Below are 18,286 nucleotides of genomic sequence, written 5' to 3'. Positions count from 1 at the left end.
CTCACTGCCCCTTACTCCTACGCACTCGTACGCACTGGTACGGGTCCGGAACCGATCGGTTCCTGACCGTCACATGCGCGGCCCACGAGGACTGGAGTCGCGGGGTCCATATATCGGGTCCGGAATGCGCAAGATCCTGACCGGCATTTTGACCGGACTCTGCAGCGATGGCGTTAGACAAATGGGAGGTGACAGAGGGCGAGCAAGGGCTCAAGTGCGCGGCGCGGACTCCGAAGCGGGCGGGCCCGTACGCTGACAGGATGAAGACGCGCCTAGCCCGCGCGCCCGCTTTTCTGAGCGGTGCCGTTCGGTTCGAAGCCGATTGGCCAAAGAGTGTCCGCGTTCCATTCAGCCTCGTTCACGTCCGAAGCAGTGAGGTTTGTTGCGCCTAGGAGACTCGCTCCTCTCAAGTTCGCGCCCCGCAGATCGACGCTCTGCAGATTTGTTCCGTCGAGGCGAGCGCGGCATAGGTCTGCGAAGGCAAATGTGGCGCCAACTATGTTTGCGCCAATGAATTTGGTTCCGCTGAGCTTGGCGCCTCGAAAGTTGGCAACATTTGCTTCTACCCGCGTCAAATCACTGCCCTCGAGATTTGACTCGTGCAGGTCAGCAGATGTGAGATCCGCACCGGTCAAATTCGCGCCAGAGAGATCCGCGGAGTCAAGCGCCCCGCCCCGAAAGCTCGCGCCACGTAGATCAGCTCCGGCGAAGTCCGCACTAGTGAGGCGGGCTCCAACAAAAAGGGACCCCGCGAGACGAGCTGATCGTAACTTAACAGCACCGAGGTCCGTCCAAGACAGGTCGATGCGGGAATCCACTCCTTCAAGTGCGCTGATGCGTCCAATCACCTCGGTCGCGGCGAGCAGGTCTGACGGGGGCAATGGGTTTGCATGGTAGTGATCTTCGCCCGTGGGTGGAAACTCTGTGTTGTCGCGCACCCATCCAGTCAGGACGTTCGAGATCGTCTGTCGGTCCCGAGTTGAGTCGACTGCTAACCGCTCCAGCGCGAAGATTCCGCCCAGTCGGATGGCGGCGCTGTCGGCTCCTAGCTGCTCGATTGCTCGCCCGTAGCGATCGGTGCGGTTCGCGTCTCTATCAAGGTCCAACTTCGCACGTTCAGCTTCGTGCTTGGCCTCCAGGTGCGCATCGCGGACGCGTGTGAAGTAGAGGGTGATCACGGCGAGTACACCACCGGCGGCCAGGAGCACCGCGGTGCGTGCTGACGTTACTGCGTCTACATACTCCACGTCGCTGAGCTTGAGGGGAAGCGGAGTCGGATTGAGCTGGAAAGTCGCGTTCACCAAGATCGTGACGAGCAGTTGTGGAACGAACACCAGCGCGACCGCGGATACTACGACGAAGATCGAGAGGCCAGCTGCCCACCACCATTGTGTACTTCCGACACTTTCGCTCTTTGTCACAGCGCGCCCCCCGAACTTGATCGTGAACTACATCGGCCAGAAGGCAGGTAGCCGGTAACCGGGCACTCCTGGGCGCTCGACTTTGGGCTAGGCACAAGGCCGCGGACTTGCCGTAGGAGTGAAACCGTCAGGTTGCCCGGCCTTCATCTATGAAGAGTCCGGCGATCGCGTTTCATTACGCGACCGACGCAAGCGTTGTGGGTTACCGTCGGCACGGTCGAGGCGAGGTTGACGCGAAACCTGCGGTCGCATCGCACCGCGTGGGTGGCGGTCGGTGTCACTCACGACCCTGGTCGCCCAACCAGTTCGCCATCTGCACGAGGTGCGCACGGGTGAGGCCCCGGCGCGGGTCGGGCTGGATGAAGAGTCGCGGCAACTCGTCGTCGACGTACCAGCTAAGCATCTGACGGTAGGTGTGACCAGCGAAGATGTCGTCAGCGAGGATGAATGGCCGCGGCTCAGCTTCGAGCACGGGGCGGATCATGCCTGTGACCTTCCAGTGGTCGGGCAGATAGCCCTCCCAGACGTTGCGAGGCGGGTGGGAGAGCACGCGCGATGCCGCAAGGCGTGGCGCCACTGAAGTTAACCCGGTTTGCTCAATGAGGCCGTGGATGGCTCCCTCATCGCTCCAACTTGTGGCCCACCAAACTTGGACGCCCAGAGCTTCGACGGCCTGAAAGAGCTTGTTACTGACAGTGATCGGGAACGAGCCACCTGTCCGCGGGTAGACATCGCCTTTCAGACGGACTGTGACCGGGCGGGCATCAGGCCACTCGTGACGGAGACCCGGCGCCTGGACAACACCGTCGACATCAAGGAGTAGGACTGGTGCGGGCATCTCCTCCTACATGCGCGGGCCGCGTCTGTGGAAGTGGACCTGCAAATCCCTAGTAGTCGATACCGTGGGCACGAAAAATGGCTTCGACGCTCGTTCCGGCCGCTAGCGCTGCGCTGATCGCTCCGCGCGTCTGGGCGTCATGCATCGCAAGAAACACCCGCTTGCCGTCGATCTGCGTAACCGGCCAGATCGACCTGTATGCGGCAGCGTGTTGGTTAGCGTACGTCACGTAACCACGAAGTTTGTCCGCAGAGTCTCCCAGCTGGATCCCGTGCGGATCAACGATGGCCGGCAGAACCTCCTCACCAACTGCGTGAAAAGTGATGAAATCTGGGAACAAACGAGCCCAGCGACTGGCGCCAGAATCCCAGTACGGGATGCACACGGCACGCTCGCCGCCCGACGGATTCCGATACCACGCCAGAAGGGTCGGATCATTGAGCTCCGTCTGAAGCACTTGACGTTCGAGACCGTCAACCTTCGACGGTCGCTTCCAGTACATTCCGTCAGTCGCGTCCTGGTACACGTGCTTCGGCCATCGGTTCACCACATCATCGAGAATTCGCAGGCGCAAACTCTCGTTCGTTTCATCAGGGAGCATGGTGATTGAGACAGCGTCCTCGATAGTGCCGCCAACTGAAGTGCCGGGTCGGAGACTTGGCTCACGCGCTTCGGCCTGTAGTCGTCCGTAGCGCTCGCGATCGGACTCTGGGAGGAGCGAGATTGACTTTGCGTGTTGCTTGAACCAGTCCTTGATGAGTGACGCGGCCGCGCTCTCGATGTTCTCCACAACGTGCTCGGTGAGCCCGAGCGCGGCGACGGTAATCTTGGCCTCGATAGGGTCGCCATCTTCTCCGACTAGGTGAGCCCAGTAGGCCTCGGCGGTACCGTCCTTCATCGCTCGCGATGCACGCTTGAACACATCGTCGATGTTCTTGGCGTCCAATCGGGTTCCTGTGAGTACCCGCTCGCCATCGATGACCATGCCATCGAGCGACGTCTGCAACTCATAAACGGAGGCGCTAGCGACGGCGTCCCGTTTCGCCTGAAGATCACCTGTCGCCTTAAGCTTCGAGGCCTCGTCGTCAAGCCTGGCGTTGAGGTAGCTTCCTGCCTGCGAAAACGCCTCAGCATGGAGACCGTCATTTTCGAGGTACGTTGCCAACGCGTGCAGTCGCCGAACCTCGGGCGCGGAAGCTTGGGTCGGGACTGTGTACGACGGGAGGTTCGCGAGAACCTCCAACACCCGTTCCATCTCGGCCGGTGCCGTGTATTCGAGCACCATGCGGGCTACCTCGGCGGTTGAACCGCCCTCACCGCCAGCGAACTGGCCAACAACAGCCATGACTGTCTTCCGATCGAACCGCGGAAGGTATGCATGGACTCGGTTGAGGGACTCATCGGATGCAATTCTTCGGGCGAGTGGCTGCCGGACAATTCGACCAATCAATTGGGCAATCGGGGTGTGCTCCGTCGATGCACGCAGGGACACCAGCACCTCGGCCCTTGGACAGTCCCAACCGGTGGTGATTGCGTTCTTGGCGAGCACCACGCGGACATCCGTCGCGTCTTGTATGTCTTGCGGCGACATGTAGCGCACGGTGCGGTGGGAGCCTAAGTCGAGCGGTGCGCGCTCCCCGAATGTGTGCACGATGCTCGACGTGATCAAACCTGGCCACTGCTGGACTATGGCGTCGACAACGCTTCGTACGAGCTCCCGAAAGTCGCTGTCGTCAGACTTTCGATCAGGAAGCTGCACAACGAGCGCTGGTTTGACGGGCGACTCGCCCTGGGCTGCAGCGTATTCGGCCCAACGCTTTTCGAACTCCAGTGTCTTTTGTACAGCCAGTCCCACGAACGTAGTGTCCGCCACGACTTCGCCCAACGACGCTGCAGGGGCGAGAACGATCCGATCTTTGACTAGGCCCGAATCGCGGACCTCCTCGATCGGCACGACCACGTTCTTCTTCAGGCGACTCTGTTGTTCGAGTGCTTTGTTGAGCCGGTCCGCGGTGGCTGAGATGCCGATGAACACCGGGATCGGTCGATCACCGTTGATGATCTTGTTTACAACCGTCGGCGAACCGCCGGGCTTCTCGGTGACTCCGTAGTGAGCTTCATCGACAACCACGAGAAAGCGACTGCCGAATCGCTCGACTGTGTTGGCGATGGTGTCCCAAATCGTGTGTGTCTGCGACTCGGAGCGCTTGGTGATGCGCGCGGTCGACGATGCCGCTTGCGTATTGAGAAAGTAGATGGCACCCGGCTCGAAGTATTCAGCGTCAAACGTGGCCCCTTGGCCTATGAGTCGAATGTCACTTATCTTCTCGCTAGCTTCCTGCATTTTGCGGGCCGTTTGAGCGTTCAGGTTCGGATCATTTGTCACCCACAAGACGATGGTGTTTGCAACCGGTTCGGTGCTGTCGGACCCGAAGATCAGTTGCTCAATCACAGAGGTCGCGATGACAGTCTTCCCGGCACCCGTGGCGGCTTCCAACACCACAGCCCCAAGCACTTCACTGTCGTGGTCATAGCGCGATTGCGCCTTCTGAATCTCTGCAATAAGCGACTGAGAGGCGGTTCGCTGGAACCCGAGCAACTCGAACTTCACGTCAGCCCTCGCCGTTGATCTCGAACGAATGCAGGTAGTCCGAGTACAGCCTCGTCGTATTCAGTCTGAGCTCGGGTGGGAGGTAGCCGACAGCCGCCTGGAAGGCGCTCTCGGATTCCGTGACGACGTAGATGTGTCGGAGCATGGCGGACCGCTCACTGACCGCGTCACCGAATCCACGCGCTTGGCTGGTGTCAAAGAGCACCCCATAACGTGCAGCCTCCGGCAGGGCCCATGGCTGCTCGCCGATGCTCCAGACGATCTCACCTGTGGCACCTGCCTTTAGCCACAGAAGCGGCGCGACCGCCGCAAACTTGCGCCCGAGGGCGACAAGGTTCTCGTCCTCATACGTGAGCTTGAAGAAAGCCACACTTTCACTTGCGGAAGAGCCTGTCAGCCCGCCATTGATGCTCGCAATCGCGTTCTCGATACGAGGCTTCGTCACTTTTCGAAACACCCCCTCGGCCTCCCAAGCGTCGTCTCCTGGGGCGTGTCGCTCGGCTCGTAACCGGTCGGATACCGTCCGGCCCAGCTCGTTATTCGTAATGACGATCGACTGACGGTGGCCCCCGTCAGCGGCATTCATGGCTGCGACTGCGTGAGTAGTTGTGCCGGACCCGCCGAAGTAGTCGAGTACTACTGTGTCGCGGCGGTTATCGGCCCACCGAATGAGTTGCTGGATGAGACGGATCGGCTTCTTCCCATTCGCGAACGCGATGCCGCCTTCTTTGGAGACGTTCCCCATGTCCTGGTAGAAACCTTTCCAAAGGTCTCCACGAATTACAGTTCGCGCGAATCGCGGTGTGTAGTCGTCGGAGGTCCGATAGTTGCGGTCGAGCGAGTACACCTGGTTAACGGTTCCGCTTCGCAGCCTGGTGAGCATGTACGTGCGGTGATCTGCCTCCACCGTCACCCATCCGCGGATAGGCGCATCCATGTCCCTGCACGACGCAGGCAAATTGTCGAGCCTCGCAATGCGAACCAGGTTCGCCAGCACAAACCTGCTTGCAGCGTCGGAGACCGCCAAGAGCTTGTCCATCGCGGGGATGCCAATGAACGTCCCGGCCTTCTTCCCCCGGGAGTGGACGAAACCGAAACGCTCGATGTCCGACCACACCTCTGGGTCGCCCGCCAACTCGTCCACGAAGTCCGTGATCGTTCCATCGTCATTCAGCCACAGCGAATAGTGCGTATCCCAGAGGGGCACACTGTCAAACAGCGGCGTATGACGGACCGAGTCGAATGCCTCGCCCTTTCGATATACGTGAACGTACTCAACGTTTTTCACGATCGTGCCCTGTTGAGCGTTGACCGTCTTTGGGCCCGATGTCGTTGAAAGCTCGACGACGATCGTGTCAAGGAAGTTCTCCTGACCGAAAATGTCGTCGAGAAGAAGTCGCAGGTGCGCCTGTTCGTTGTCGTCGATCGACACGAACAGAACACCGCTGTCCTTCAACAGCCTCCTGGCATGAACGAGGCGGCGCTCCATGAACGCCAGCCACTTCGAGTGCCTGTAAGCCTCCGTTTTGTCGATGTACCTGTCGTTGTACTGCCAGTCGTCAGATCCAGTGTTGTACGGAGGATCGATGTAGATGACATCGATCTTTCGCTCGTGTGTATAAAGCAACGCCTCCAGCGCGTAGTAGTTTTCGCCCTCAATGACGACGTGAGGAGGCTTATCGCCGTTTGGCGTGAACGCGGAAAGCAGTTGGAGCCCCGGGTAGATCGGAAGGCTGAAGTCTTTAACCACGACCAGCTGCTCGATCGGCTCACTGGTGGGTGATTCGCCTTCTATCGTGCGCTTCGCTGCGTCAACTGCGACCACAGCGGCTTGCCCGTCCGCGACCGCGATGACCAGATAGTTTTGTTTACCCGCGTCAGATCGCCGCCGAACCGTATCACCACGCCGCGGGCGAACCCCTGGCACCTCGACGTCCTCAGGGCGGTGCCGCTGAAAAACAAGACCGAAGTCCTTGCGGTCGACGAGCTTCGCGACTTCCTCGGCGAGTTGTGTGCGCAGTTGAGGATCAGCGATTCGTTCGACGAGGTTGTCGATGTGGGCCACAACAGTACGTTACCCGCGTCGGTGAGAGAGGCGGTCTCGGGAGAGCGTGGTCTGGCTCGCCTCAGAACGTGCGCGCGGAGAACATCTCAGCAAGCCCGGCGAACCGATCAAGAAGGCGCGATCGATTTCAAAACTCGCCTCCAGCGGCGGCAAGCCCGATAGCAGCCCGCGCCAGGCCCACGCTCGTCGTCACTTGGCGCAGCAGCTGGTCGATGCCTGCATCGATCGGATCCACTCGATGCGACCAGATGACCGCGTGATCACCTGCCGCGACTTGCTGATCCTGCCACGCTTCGAGGGCGCCCTGATCCGCGGGCTCGGGGGAGAGATGGACGGCGGCGCTCCACGGGGCTAAGCCGTGCTCTGCCCACCATCGACGGTCGAAGGTCGCCCACCCAACGAGTCGGTCAGCGATCGTGGACCCCTGCGATGCGTTGTACGCCAACGGTGTCCATAAGAGCAACAGAGCCCTCCAGCCATGGCGCTCAAAGAGTTCGTCCACCCCACCTTCGGTTGGCTCATGGCTCTCCCGGAGCTGCACGTACCGCACGGTCTCCTGCTCCGCCACGAGCCGGATCGGGATCTCCGGGTGCGCGTTCGTGTGGGCAACGAGCGCGGCGTGAACCTCGCGTGGGTCAACCAGAGGGTGTGCGAGCGGTCCGACCCCGACATCGAGCAGACCCACACCCGTCACGATCTGGCGGCGGTAGAGCGGCTGCGGGCGGTCATCAGGCATGACCGCCACATGCGCGGGTGACGAGAGAAGGTCACCCGGGCAGGAGCCGGGTGACCTTCGCTTCATTGAAGCTGAGTGACCTTTTGGGTGACCCGGCCTCTCAACTTCCTTGATTTTCCGCGGTGACGGTGGGATTTGAACCCACGGTAGGGGTGAACCTACACAACATTTCGAGTGTTGCACCTTCGGCCGCTCGGACACGTCACCGTCGGATAGTTTACGACACGCCAGCGGATGCCGCGAACCGAGGCATCCTGAATCGAAGCGAAGGGAGGAGATCCAAGCGAGCGGAGGGCGAAACCACCGCATCGGATCCTCCCTCGTCACGTACCCTCCACAGGCCGCCGAAACCAACCCACCCCACCCCCGCACGAGTAGCGTGAGCACGGTGAGCGACACGACGAATCAGCGGCGAATCCTCACGATTGCCGTCCTCGCCTCGTTCGTCGCGTTCCTCGACGGCACAGTGGTCACCGTCGCCTTGCCGGCGATTGCCGACGAACTCGGCGGCGGCCTCACCACTCAACAGTGGGTCGTCGACGCGTACCTTCTCACCCTCGGCGCACTCATTCTCGTGGCGGGGTCAGTCAGCGACGCATACGGCCGGGTGCTCGTCATGCGTATCGGCCTGCTCGGGTTCGGCATCGCGTCGGTTGCTATCGCGGCCGCGCCCACGGCGGAATTTCTCATTGCTGCACGCGCGGTTCAAGGAGCCGCAGGGGCTTTTCTCGTTCCGAGCTCTCTCGCCCTCATCACGTCGACTTTTCAGGGGGCGGCGCAGTCTCGTGCGATCGGCACCTGGACGGCCTGGACCACTTCGGCGATGATCGCCGGTCCACTCATCGGTGGTCTGTTCGTCGATTACCTTTCGTGGCGACTCGCCTTCCTGATCAACGTCGTCCCGATCGCGATCACGTTCTGGCTGCTCGCGAGAGCGAAACTGCGCGATTCACGACGGGCGGATGCCTCGATCGATTGGCTCGGCGCGATCCTGTGTACGGCGGGCCTGGGTGCGCTCGTGTTCCGGCTGATCGAGCAACCGCGACTGGGGTGGACTTCCCCCTGGACCTGGGTGTCGCTGGTAGGCGGAGGCATCCTGTTCGCATTCTTCCTTCTGCGTCAGCGTGTCGCCCGCAACCCGGTTCTCCCCCTGGAACTGTTCCGCGTGCGCAACTTCTGGACCGGCAACGTCGCGACCGCGTTGATCTACGGCGCTCTGGCCCTGAACGGCTTTGTCGTCGGGGTGTATCTGCAGCAAGGGGCTGGGCTCTCGGCCACGCTCGCGGGGCTGGCAAGCTTGCCCTCGACCCTGCTGCTCATCCTCCTCAGCTCACGAGTGGGCGCGCTTGCGGGCACCTGGGGTCCGCGCCTGTTCATGACCGTCGGCCCGATACTGATGGGCGCGGGGGCGCTGCTTCTGCTGACCGTGTCGGTCGACTTCTCGTACGGGTGGCAGGTGCTCCCGAGCATGCTGCTGATGGGTCTCGGGCTGGCAGTGACCGTGTCGCCGCTCACCTCGGCGATCCTCGGCTCGATCGACACAGAGCGGTCTGGAATCGCCTCGGCCGTGAACAATGCGGTGGCTCGCATCGCGGGCCTCCTGGCGATCGCGCTGCTGGCGGTGGTCGTGGGCGGAACCCTCGATCTGGATGGCTTCCACCGCGCTGCCATCGTGACGGCAGTGCTGATGATCGCAGGCGGTGTCGTGTCGTTCGCGGGGATCCGAAACGGCGCGCGCCCCGCCAAGGTCTGAGACACGAATGAGCCGCTCCGGACGGTAGCCCGCTGCATCCGTGCCCTGCCAGACTGGCCGCATGGCACAGATCGAGAACTCGAAAGTCACCATCGTCGGCGCTGGCAGCGTCGGGTCCAGCGCGGCGTACGCCGCTCTCATTCGCGGGTCGGCGCGGCACGTCGCCCTCTACGACATCGCGACCGCGAAGGCCGAAGCGGAGGTGCTCGACCTCGCCCACGGCACGCAGTTCACCGGCACCAGCGACATCATCGGCGGCAGCGACATCTCGGTGGTGGAAGGCTCGCACGTTGTGGTCGTCACGGCCGGCGCGAAGCAGAACCCCGGGCAGACGCGCATCGAACTCGCGGGCGTCAACGCCGGGATCATGAAGAAGATGATGCCGCAGTTGCTCGAGGTCGCCCCGAATGCGATCTACGTGCTGGTGACGAACCCGTGCGACGTCCTGACGGTGCTCGCACAGGAAGAGACCGGACTGACTCCCGAGCGCATCTTCGCCTCCGGCACGGTGCTCGACACCTCGCGTCTGCGGTGGAAGCTCGGCGAGCGCGCGGGCGTGTCGACCTCGAGCGTGCACGCCTACATCGTCGGCGAGCACGGCGACACCGAGTTTCCGCTCTGGTCGAAGGCAACGATCGGCGCCGTGCCGATCCTCGACTGGGTGACCCCTGCGGGCGACACGATGACGGTCGAAGAACTCGATCAGATCGCGATCGACGTGCGGGATGCCGCGTACAAAGTGATCCTCGGCAAGGGCGCGACCAACTATGCGATCGGGCTGTCGAGTGCACGGATCATCGAGGCGATCCTCGGTGACGAGCGGGCGGTCATGCCGGTTTCGCCGGTGCTGAACGACTTCCACGGGGTGAGCGGAGTCGCGCTCTCGGTGCCGTCGATCGTCAGCGCGGCGGGCGCGGTGCCGATCCGCGAGACACAGTTCGATGACCACGAGCTCGAACTCTTCCACCGGTCGGCCGACGCCCTGCGTGAGGTCGCCGACTCCCTGCGCTGAGCACGTCGCGCTGAGCACGTCGCGCCACGGACCGGATGTCGCCGCCCGCGGCTACCCTGAAACCATGGCCACCCGACGCCCGACGACTGCCGCGCCCTACAAGTGCACGGAGTGCGGGTGGACGACCCTGAAGTGGGTCGGCCGGTGCGGCGAGTGCCAGCAATGGGGCACGGTGGTGGAGGCATCCGAACCCACCGGCTTCACCCGCACGGTGACCGCGATGGCTCCGGGCGCCAGCAAGCGGGCCTTGCCGATCACACACATCGACACCACCGACGCCCCGCGTCGAACGACCGGCGTGGGCGAGTTCGACCGCGTCCTCGGCGGTGGAATCGTGCCCGGCGCGGCCATTCTGCTGAGCGGCGAACCTGGCGTCGGCAAGTCGACCCTGCTCCTGGAAGTAGCTGCGGCGACGGCACGCGCCGGCCGTCGCGTGCTCTACGCCAGCGCCGAAGAGTCCACAGCGCAGGTGCGACTGCGCGCCGAACGGACGGGCGCACTTCATGACGAGCTCTACCTGGCTGCCGAGACCGATCTCGCGACGATCCTCGGTCACGTCGATGAAGTACAACCCGAACTGCTGATCGTCGACTCGGTGCAGACAGTGTCATCAGGGTTGTCTGAGGGCATGGCCGGGCATCCGTCCCAAGTTCGAGAAGTGGCATCCACCCTCATCCGCCTCGCGAAAGACCGAGGGCTTCCGGTGATCATCGTCGGGCACGTCACGAAAGACGGCACGATCGCCGGCCCCCGCATTCTCGAACACCTCGTCGATGTCGTCTGCCACTTCGAGGGCGATCGGCAGACCTCACTGCGGTTTGTGCGGGCGCTGAAGAATCGCTTCGGACCGACAGATGAGGTCGGATGCTTCGACATGACCGGCGCCGGAATCGCCGAAGTGCCCGACCCCAGCCAACTCTTTCTCGGCCACGGCTCGCCCGAACCCGGAACCTGCGTCGCGATCGCGCTCGAGGGCAAGCGTGCGATGCCTGTCGAGGTGCAGGCCCTGACCATCAAGACGACTGCCCCCAATCCACGCCGGATCGTGAACGGCGTCGACTCCGCGAGGGTAGCGATGGTGCTCGCCGTACTCGAGAAGCGCGCCGACATCAAGACATCCGATCACGACGTGTATGTGTCGACGGTCGGCGGTGTGCGGTTCATCGAGCCGGCGGCTGATCTTGCGATCGCGATCGCGGTGGCGAGTGCGATGACCAATAGGTCGACGCCGCGCACACTGGCGGCGATCGGCGAACTCAGCCTCGCCGGCGAGGTGCGCCCGGTGACACAGTCCGCGCAGCGCCGAACCGAAGCAGCACGCCTCGGCTATGCGGACGTGATCGACAATCGCTCGGCGACTCTGCGCGCGGCGCTGCGGGATGTGCAGATGCGCGTCAAAGCGCGGCCGGGCGACGACGTACCGCAGTTCTAGTGCGTCAATGGTAGAAAGGTAGACGCTCAGGGTAGAATTCGCCCATGAGCCTCAACATCAAGAACGAAGACGTGCACGGCGCCGTGCGCGATCTCGCTCGCATTCTCGGCGTGAGTCAGACCTCCGCGGTGGAGATCGCTGTGCGCGCGAAGCTTGCGGAGCTCGACAGCGAGAACGTGCGCGCGAAACGCGAAGCCGAGATCAGGCGGGTAGTGGCGGCTTTTCAAGGATCCCTCGCGAACGACGACGGACCCGACCTCTGGCAGGTCATGGAGGATCTTCACGACCCGGTCACCGGCCTTCCCCGATGATCGTTGATTCTTCTGCGCTGGTTGCCATCGCACTCGACGAAGCCACGGCCGACCTTCTTCGCGAAGCAATCGTCCGCGCAGGCTCCTGCGTAGTCTCGGCCGCGACGCTGGTCGAGGCATCGATCGTGATCGACTCCCGCGGCAATCCGGTTGCGGTGCGATTGTTCGACGAACTCACCCGATCGCGCGCGCTCACCGTCGTGCCGTTCACTCCCGAGCACGCCCAAATCGCCCGCCAGGCGTACCGCGACTTCGGCCGCGGGTCCGGGCATCCCGCCAATTTGAACTACGGCGACTGCTTCAGTTACGCGCTCGCTGCCGAGCGACGCGAACCCTTGCTTTACGTCGGTGACGACTTCTCGCACACCGACATCCGTTCAGCCCTCGCGAACTGAGCTTTCTCCAACGCGGCTCAGCGTTAACGCCGCATGCGGCGTTGCTCGCTGGGCAGAAAGCCCAGGGCGATCGGCAGAATCAACCCGGCGGCACACACGAGACCCACGATGAGGAACTCCATCCGGCGAGTGTGGCAAACTCTCGACCCGTTGTCGAGGGGTTGGCTCGGCGAGTCGGGGTGAGAGAACGCGTTCAGGCGTCCAGCGCAGCGATGAGATCAGCAGGGGTCGACTGCATGGGGTGAGGCCCCGCGATGTCGAAGAACACCGTCGTGATCTCGTCGCCGTGCGCACTGAGAAATGCACGCAGCGCAGGCGGCGACTGCAGGGCGACCGCCGGCGGCAGCGTCGCTGGTTTGTGCGCGGCATCGCTGAAAAGCAGCAACGCAACCTGGCCGCTGTTCGGGTCTCGGTAGGTCCAGACCTCGCCGACATCGAGCGGATTGTCGCGGTTGCCGGGCTTCATCAAAGGCACGACGGTCGGGCCGTGGCGGAGTGCGAACGCGACGGCGGCGATGTCCTGCGTCTGCAGGGCGTCGCCCAGTGCCGTGTTGCGAAACTCGAGGGGTTCCTGCTTCTTGCGCTTCTTTCCCGCCACGGTTCCAGCCTAAACGCCCCTCAAGCGAGGAACCCGCGCAGCAGTGCTTCGGAGCCGGCGAGGTGGTCGAGGACGGCGGCGGCCGCAGCATCCGCCCGCCCCGCAAGAATCGCGGTCACGATCTGTTCGTGCTGCGCGTTGGAGTGCTCGATGTTGCGTGGCAGGAGCGGGAAGGTGTCGAGCCAGGCGTTCACGCGGGCGCGGTTCTCGGCGGCGAGCGCGACGAGAGACGGGATGCCGGAAAGCTCAGCGATCGTGAGGTGCAGCAGGGTGTCAGCCCGACGGTACTCATCAGGGCCGGCGGAACCCGCGGCCTCGAAGCGGGCCCAGAGTTCTTCACGCACCTCCGGCGGCAGCGTTCGGCCCGCCGCGGCATGCGCGGCTCCCGCCTCGAGCACGCGGCGGAGACCCAAGACATCGTCGAGCTCGATGGCGTCCACCACTATCGGCTCAGCTGGTCGCGGCAGGGGATCGGCAACGAAGGTTCCGCCGTACCGCCCGCGGCGGCGGACGAGATACCCGGTGTCGGCGAGCTCTTTGATCGCCTCACGCACCGTGTCGCGGCTCACGGCATAGAGCGTGGCGAGCTCGCGCTCGGGCGGCAGCGACTCGCCCGGGGCGACAACGCCGAGCCGGATCGTCTGGACGAGGCGCGCGACGGTGTCTTCGAGGGCATTGCCCTCCCGAACCGGTCGGTAAACGGCCTTGTGCACCTCCCGCAGCGGCTCGGTCATCTCTACCTCGGGCTCATCAGAGGGGTGTCACGTAAGCGTTGGTGACGCCACCATCGACGACGAACGCGGTCGCGGTGATGAACGATGCGTCATCCGACGCGAGGAAGGCGACGGCTGCGGCCAGCTCTGAGGGTTCGGCGAATCGTCCCATCGGCACATGGACGAGTCGGCGCTGCGCCCGTTCGGGGTCTTTCGCGAACAGCTCCTGCAGGAGAGGGGTGTTGACCGGCCCCGGGCACAGGGCGTTCACGCGAATCCCCTGCCGCGCGAACTGGACGCCGAGCTCGCGGGTCATGGCGAGCACGCCACCCTTCGATGCGGTGTACGAAACCTGTGACGTCGCCGACCCGATCAGGGCGACGAACGACGCCGTGTTGATGATCGAGCCCTTACCCGCCGGCACCATGTGCCGCAGCGCTGCGCGCGAGCAGAGGTAGACGCTCTTGAGGTTGACGTCCTGCACACGGTCCCACGCGGGCAATTCGGTCGTCTCGATCGAGTCGTCGTCTGCGGGCGAGATTCCGGCGTTGTTGAAGGCGATGTCGAGTCTGCCGAACTCTGCGGCGACGCCGTTGAAGAGCGCGTCGACGGATGCTTCATCCGCAACATTCACGTGCCGGTACGCTCCGCCCACCTCGGCCGCGGCGGCTTCGCCTGTCGCCTTGTCGACGTCTGCAATGACGACGAACGCGCCCTCCGCAGCGAAGCGTCGAGCGGTCGCGAGACCGATGCCCGATGCGCCGCCGGTGATGATGGCGACCCGGTCTTTCAGTCGCTGGGTCAGATCCATGGGATTCCTCTCGGGGTGGGGTTCACGCTGGGCTCAAGCATCCGTCGCGAAGAAGACGTTCTTCGTCTCGGTGAAGTGTTCCGCGGCGTCGGGACCGAGTTCGCGTCCGAGACCGGAGGCCTTCATACCTCCGAACGGCGTCCAATAGCGGACGGAGGAGTGCGAGTTGACCGACAGCACGCCGCTCTTCACGGCGCGCGAGACGCGGACGGCCCTGCCGAGATTCTCTGTCCACAGCGAACCGGCGAGACCATACGCGGTGTCGTTGGCGAGCCGGATGCCGTCGGCTTCGTCATCGAAGGGAAGGACCGCAACGACGGGACCGAAGACCTCTTCGCGCGCGATGCGGTCATCGGGCTGGGCGAGCACGACGGTGGGCGCGAACCAGAACCCGTCTCCCAGCGGCCCTTCAGACGCAGGAGCGCTTCCGCGGAAGGCGACGTCCGCTCCGTCGAGGAACGACCCGACGGTCTCGCGGTGTGCCGACGAGATGAGTGGGCCCATCTGAGTGGATTCCAGCGCGGGGTCACCGACTTGCCAGGCGGCGACGGCGGGTTCGAGCAACTCGAGGAATCGGTCGTAGACCGATCGCTGCACGAGAATCCGGCTGCGGGCACAACAGTCTTGCCCAGCGTTGTCGAAGACCGAGCCGGGGGCTGCCGCGGCGGCCTTCTCAAGGTCGGCATCGTCGAAGACGATGTTGGCGCTCTTACCGCCGAGTTCGAGAGTCACGGGTTTGAGGCCTCGGGCGCAGCCCGCGGCGACCGAGATGCCGACCTCCGTCGACCCGGTGAAGACGACGCTCCGGACGTCAGGGTGAGTCACGAACCGCTCGCCCACAACCGAGCCCGACCCGGTGATGACGGCGAAGAGCCCCTCGGGAAGCCCTGCTTCGACCGCGAGTTCGCCCAGCCGCACCGCCGTGAGTGGGGTGAGTTCGGCGGGCTTGAGTACGACGGCGTTGCCTGCGGCGAGCGCGGGCGCGAAGGCCCACGACGCGATCGTCATCGGAAAGTTCCACGGCACGATCACACCGACGACGCCGTAGGGCTCATGGAAGGTCACATCGAGACCGCCCGACACGGGAATCTGCTGCCCGGAGAGACGCTCCGGCGAGCCGGCGTAGAAGTTGAGCACCTGAGCGACGTGCGACGCTTCCCACCGCGCTGACTCGATCGGGTGGCCGGAGTTGAGCACCTCGAGCTGTGCGAGTTCTTCGACGTGTTCTACGACCACCCGCGCGAAACGGCGCAGCGCATCGGCACGGGCGACTGGCGCGATGGCCGCCCATCCGCGCTGCGCGACGACCGCACGAGCAACGACCTCGTCGACCTCGTGGACGGTCGCGCGCGGGACCTCACGGAAGGCCTGACCCGTCGTCGGGTTGATCAGCGTGAAGGTGTCGCTCATGCGTGTACTCCTGTGGAACGGCGGGATTGCGAGAAGGCGGATGCCTCGCGCACGAGCCCTTCGAACAGCCTCTTGTCTGCGGTGTTCTCTTCGGGGTGCCACTGCACGCCGACGAGATAGGCCTCATCGGGGCCAGACTCGAATGCCTGCACCAGGCCGTCGTCGGTCGCCGCGACGACGACCAGCCCGGCGCCCAGCCGGTCGATGCCCTGGTGGTGATAGCTGTGCACGTCGAACGGTCCGGCTCCCAGCATCCCGGCCAGTCGCGTTCTGTCCTGGACCACGACCTCGTTCTCGGCGAAGACCCCGCCGCCGATGCGGTACCGCTCGGTGCCGAGCGCATCGGGCAAGTGTTGGTGCAGTGTGCCGCCCCGGGCGACGTTCACCAGCTGCAGGCCTCGGCAGATCGCCAGTACCGGAATCCGGCGCTCCTGCGCGCCGCGATACAGCGCGAGTTCCCAGTTGTCACGCTCGGGCCGGGCAGGGTCGGTGAGCGGATGCCTCGGCGCACCGTACAGCTCGGGTTGCACGTCGAGCCCTCCGGTGAGGATGAGCCCGTCGAGCACGTCGAGGACGGCAGCGGCAGCATCCTGGGCATGCGGTTGCGGCGGAAGAAGAACCGCGACGCCACCCGCGCTCGTCACCGAATCGAAGTACTGCTGCGGGAGGAAAGCGGCGCGCACGTCCCACACACCCTGCTTGGCCTGCTCGAGATAAGTCGTGAGGCCGATCACCGGCCGGCGAGAGTCAAAGTCGTTCGAAGCCACGCACCCGCTCCCAGTCGGTCACGGCAGCGTCGTAGGCCTCAACCTCGATGCGCGCCTGGTTGAGGTAGTGCTCGACCATGTCGTCGCCGAAGGCGGCGCGGGCGATGCTCGACTCGGCGAACAGGGTCGCGGCCTCACGCAGCGTCGTCGGCAGATGGTCGACGGCGTCGGTGTAGGCGTTGCCGGCAAGCGGTGCGGGCAACGGCAGCCGGTTCTCGATACCGTAGAGCCCGCCCGCGATGATCGCCGAGATACCGAGGTAGGGATTGACGTCGCCGCCGGGCACGCGGTTCTCGACCCGCAGCGACTGTCCGCGGCCGATGACCCGTAGCGCGCACGTGCGGTTGTCGACACCCCAGGCCACGCCCGTGGGTGCGAACGATCCCTTCGCGAACCGCTTGTACGAGTTGATGTTCGGCGCGTAGAGCAGCGTGAACTCACGCAGGGTCGCGAGGATTCCGGCAATCCAATGCTCCATCAGCGGGCTGAAGCCGTGCTCACCCTCGCCCGCCATCACCGGCGCACCGTCCTCGTCGCGCACCGAGAGATGGATGTGACAGCTGTTGCCCTCGCGCTCGTTGAACTTCGCCATGAAGGTCAGAGCCTTGCCGTGGTTCTCGGCGATCGCCTTCGCGCCGTTTTTGTAGATCGTGTGCTGATCGGCCGTCTCGAGCACCTCGGCGTAGCGGAACGCGATCTCTTGCTGGCCGAGGTTGCACTCGCCCTTGACTCCCTCGCAGTACATGCCCGCAGCATCCATCGACACGCGAATATCGCGCAGAAGCGGTTCGAGGCGTCCCGAAGCGAGGAGGTCGTAGTCGACGTTGTAGTCGGTGGATGGGGTGAGGGCGCGGTAACCCTTCGCCCATGCTTGACGGTAGGTGTCGTCGAAGACGATGAACTCCAACTCGGTGCCCGAGTAGCCCACCAGACCACGGTCTGCCAGCCGCGCGCGCTGATGCTTGAGGATCTCGCGCGGGGACTGCGCGACGGCGTCGCCGCTCTCCCACCCGAGATCGGCGATGACCATGGCGCTGCCCGGCAGCCACGGCACGAGACGGAGGGTGTCAGGGTCGGGCAGCAGCATCATGTCTCCGTAGCCGGTCTCCCAGCTCGACATCGCGTACCCGTCGACGGTGTTCATGTCTACGTCGACCGAAAGCAGGTAATTGCAGGCCTCAGCACCGTGCGCAAGGATCTCCTCTTCGAACAGCCGGGCCGACACCCGCTTGCCGACGAGGCGCCCCTGGGCATCGGCGAACGCCACGATCACGGTGTCGATCTCGCCCGACGCGATGTGGGACTTGAGCTCCTCGGCACTCAGGTTTCCTGGCATGTGCTCATCCTCCGTCTGGTCCGCTCAGGCCGGTCGCCCCTGGCCAGGCCCCCACTGTAACGAGAAACATCGCTCCA

The 18,286-nt window shown here is 64.0% G+C and carries 16 protein-coding genes and 1 tRNA gene; 5 read left to right on the top strand and 12 right to left on the bottom strand.

Annotated features, from left to right (window positions below):
• Positions 1–272: 272 nt before the first annotated feature.
• The 6 genes from LG299_RS12455 to LG299_RS12430 all read right to left on the bottom strand — a co-directional run bounded on the left by LG299_RS12455 (position 273) and on the right by LG299_RS12430 (position 7,878).
• Positions 273–1,421: a pentapeptide repeat-containing protein gene (locus tag LG299_RS12455; RefSeq protein ID WP_404430679.1), complete on the bottom strand. Its 1,149-nt coding sequence runs from the start codon at positions 1,419–1,421 to the stop codon at positions 273–275.
• 277 nt (positions 1,422–1,698) lie between these two features.
• Positions 1,699–2,259 carry an HAD domain-containing protein gene (locus LG299_RS12450; RefSeq protein ID WP_404430677.1) on the bottom strand — a complete coding sequence of 187 codons (561 nt, stop codon included), beginning with the start codon at positions 2,257–2,259 and terminating at the stop codon, positions 1,699–1,701.
• A 49-nt stretch (positions 2,260–2,308) separates the two neighbouring features.
• Positions 2,309–4,870, bottom strand: a complete 2,562-nt coding sequence (locus tag LG299_RS12445; RefSeq protein ID WP_404430675.1) for a DEAD/DEAH box helicase — start codon at positions 4,868–4,870, stop codon at positions 2,309–2,311.
• A gap of 1 nt (position 4,871) precedes the next feature.
• On the bottom strand, positions 4,872–6,935 hold the full coding sequence (locus LG299_RS12440) for a site-specific DNA-methyltransferase (protein WP_404430673.1): 2,064 nt from the start codon (positions 6,933–6,935) through the stop codon (positions 4,872–4,874).
• Positions 6,936–7,062: 127 nt separating this feature from the next.
• The gene (locus tag LG299_RS12435; protein ID WP_404430671.1) at positions 7,063–7,671 is read right to left on the bottom strand and encodes a hypothetical protein; all 609 of its coding nucleotides are present in this window, start codon (positions 7,669–7,671) and stop codon (positions 7,063–7,065) included.
• Between the two features lie 120 nt (positions 7,672–7,791).
• Positions 7,792–7,878, bottom strand: a tRNA-Ser gene (locus LG299_RS12430).
• A 181-nt stretch (positions 7,879–8,059) separates the two neighbouring features.
• Between LG299_RS12430 and LG299_RS12425 the strand changes: the two genes are divergently transcribed.
• The 5 genes from LG299_RS12425 to LG299_RS12405 all read left to right on the top strand — a co-directional run bounded on the left by LG299_RS12425 (position 8,060) and on the right by LG299_RS12405 (position 12,574).
• Positions 8,060–9,424 (top strand): MFS transporter, encoded by a 1,365-nt coding sequence (locus tag LG299_RS12425; protein WP_404430669.1) that lies wholly within the window; start codon positions 8,060–8,062, stop codon positions 9,422–9,424.
• A 61-nt stretch (positions 9,425–9,485) separates the two neighbouring features.
• A complete protein-coding gene (locus LG299_RS12420; protein ID WP_404430667.1) occupies positions 9,486–10,436 on the top strand; it encodes an L-lactate dehydrogenase in 951 nt (316 codons plus the stop codon).
• Between the two features lie 64 nt (positions 10,437–10,500).
• On the top strand, positions 10,501–11,868 hold the full coding sequence (radA, locus tag LG299_RS12415; RefSeq protein ID WP_404430665.1) for a DNA repair protein RadA: 1,368 nt from the start codon (positions 10,501–10,503) through the stop codon (positions 11,866–11,868).
• A gap of 44 nt (positions 11,869–11,912) precedes the next feature.
• Entirely contained in the window at positions 11,913–12,179 is a 267-nt protein-coding gene (locus LG299_RS12410; RefSeq protein ID WP_404430663.1) for a type II toxin-antitoxin system VapB family antitoxin, read from the top strand.
• Complete coding sequence (locus tag LG299_RS12405; protein ID WP_404430661.1) at positions 12,176–12,574, top strand: type II toxin-antitoxin system VapC family toxin; 399 nt, start codon at positions 12,176–12,178, stop codon at positions 12,572–12,574. Before LG299_RS12410 ends, LG299_RS12405 begins: the two co-directional genes overlap by 4 nt.
• A gap of 193 nt (positions 12,575–12,767) precedes the next feature.
• On the opposite strand, the gene LG299_RS12400 is transcribed toward LG299_RS12405, so the two are convergent.
• The 6 genes from LG299_RS12400 to LG299_RS12375 are packed head-to-tail and all read right to left on the bottom strand — an operon-like array spanning position 12,768 to position 18,209.
• The gene (locus LG299_RS12400) at positions 12,768–13,172 is read right to left on the bottom strand and encodes a dehydrogenase (protein WP_404430659.1); all 405 of its coding nucleotides are present in this window, start codon (positions 13,170–13,172) and stop codon (positions 12,768–12,770) included.
• 20 nt (positions 13,173–13,192) lie between these two features.
• On the bottom strand, positions 13,193–13,906 hold the full coding sequence (locus LG299_RS12395) for a FadR/GntR family transcriptional regulator (protein ID WP_404430657.1): 714 nt from the start codon (positions 13,904–13,906) through the stop codon (positions 13,193–13,195).
• 16 nt (positions 13,907–13,922) lie between these two features.
• On the bottom strand, positions 13,923–14,696 hold the full coding sequence (locus LG299_RS12390) for a 3-oxoacyl-ACP reductase (RefSeq protein ID WP_404430655.1): 774 nt from the start codon (positions 14,694–14,696) through the stop codon (positions 13,923–13,925).
• Between the two features lie 33 nt (positions 14,697–14,729).
• A complete protein-coding gene (locus LG299_RS12385) occupies positions 14,730–16,106 on the bottom strand; it encodes an aldehyde dehydrogenase family protein (RefSeq protein ID WP_404430653.1) in 1,377 nt (458 codons plus the stop codon).
• Positions 16,103–16,873, bottom strand: coding sequence for a gamma-glutamyl-gamma-aminobutyrate hydrolase family protein (locus LG299_RS12380; RefSeq protein ID WP_404430651.1), 771 nt, complete (start codon positions 16,871–16,873; stop codon positions 16,103–16,105). The genes LG299_RS12385 and LG299_RS12380 overlap by 4 nt, the downstream gene beginning before the upstream one ends.
• On the bottom strand, positions 16,854–18,209 hold the full coding sequence (locus LG299_RS12375) for a glutamine synthetase family protein (RefSeq protein WP_404430649.1): 1,356 nt from the start codon (positions 18,207–18,209) through the stop codon (positions 16,854–16,856). Before LG299_RS12375 ends, LG299_RS12380 begins: the two co-directional genes overlap by 20 nt.
• Positions 18,210–18,286 lie beyond the last annotated feature (77 nt).

The organism is Microbacterium lacus, from assembly GCF_044794305.1.
GTDB lineage: Bacteria > Actinomycetota > Actinomycetes > Actinomycetales > Microbacteriaceae > Microbacterium > Microbacterium lacus_B.
Note: the sequence above shows the minus strand (reverse complement) of the source record. Positions and strands in the feature narration are given on the sequence as shown.

Bases quoted from the DNA above. Each gene is read 5' to 3' on its own strand.
- LG299_RS12450 (WP_404430677.1), bottom strand. From the start codon at position 2,259: ATGCCCGCACCAGTCCTACTCCTTGATGTCGACGGTGTTGTCCAGGCG.
- LG299_RS12435 (WP_404430671.1), bottom strand. From the start codon at position 7,671: ATGCCTGATGACCGCCCGCAGCCGCTCTACCGCCGCCAGATCGTGACG.
- LG299_RS12420 (WP_404430667.1), top strand. From the start codon at position 9,486: ATGGCACAGATCGAGAACTCGAAAGTCACCATCGTCGGCGCTGGCAGC.
- radA (WP_404430665.1), top strand. From the start codon at position 10,501: ATGGCCACCCGACGCCCGACGACTGCCGCGCCCTACAAGTGCACGGAG.
- LG299_RS12410 (WP_404430663.1), top strand. From the start codon at position 11,913: ATGAGCCTCAACATCAAGAACGAAGACGTGCACGGCGCCGTGCGCGAT.
- LG299_RS12405 (WP_404430661.1), top strand. From the start codon at position 12,176: ATGATCGTTGATTCTTCTGCGCTGGTTGCCATCGCACTCGACGAAGCC.
- LG299_RS12395 (WP_404430657.1), bottom strand. From the start codon at position 13,906: ATGACCGAGCCGCTGCGGGAGGTGCACAAGGCCGTTTACCGACCGGTT.
- LG299_RS12390 (WP_404430655.1), bottom strand. From the start codon at position 14,696: ATGGATCTGACCCAGCGACTGAAAGACCGGGTCGCCATCATCACCGGC.
- LG299_RS12385 (WP_404430653.1), bottom strand. From the start codon at position 16,106: ATGAGCGACACCTTCACGCTGATCAACCCGACGACGGGTCAGGCCTTC.
- LG299_RS12375 (WP_404430649.1), bottom strand. From the start codon at position 18,209: ATGCCAGGAAACCTGAGTGCCGAGGAGCTCAAGTCCCACATCGCGTCG.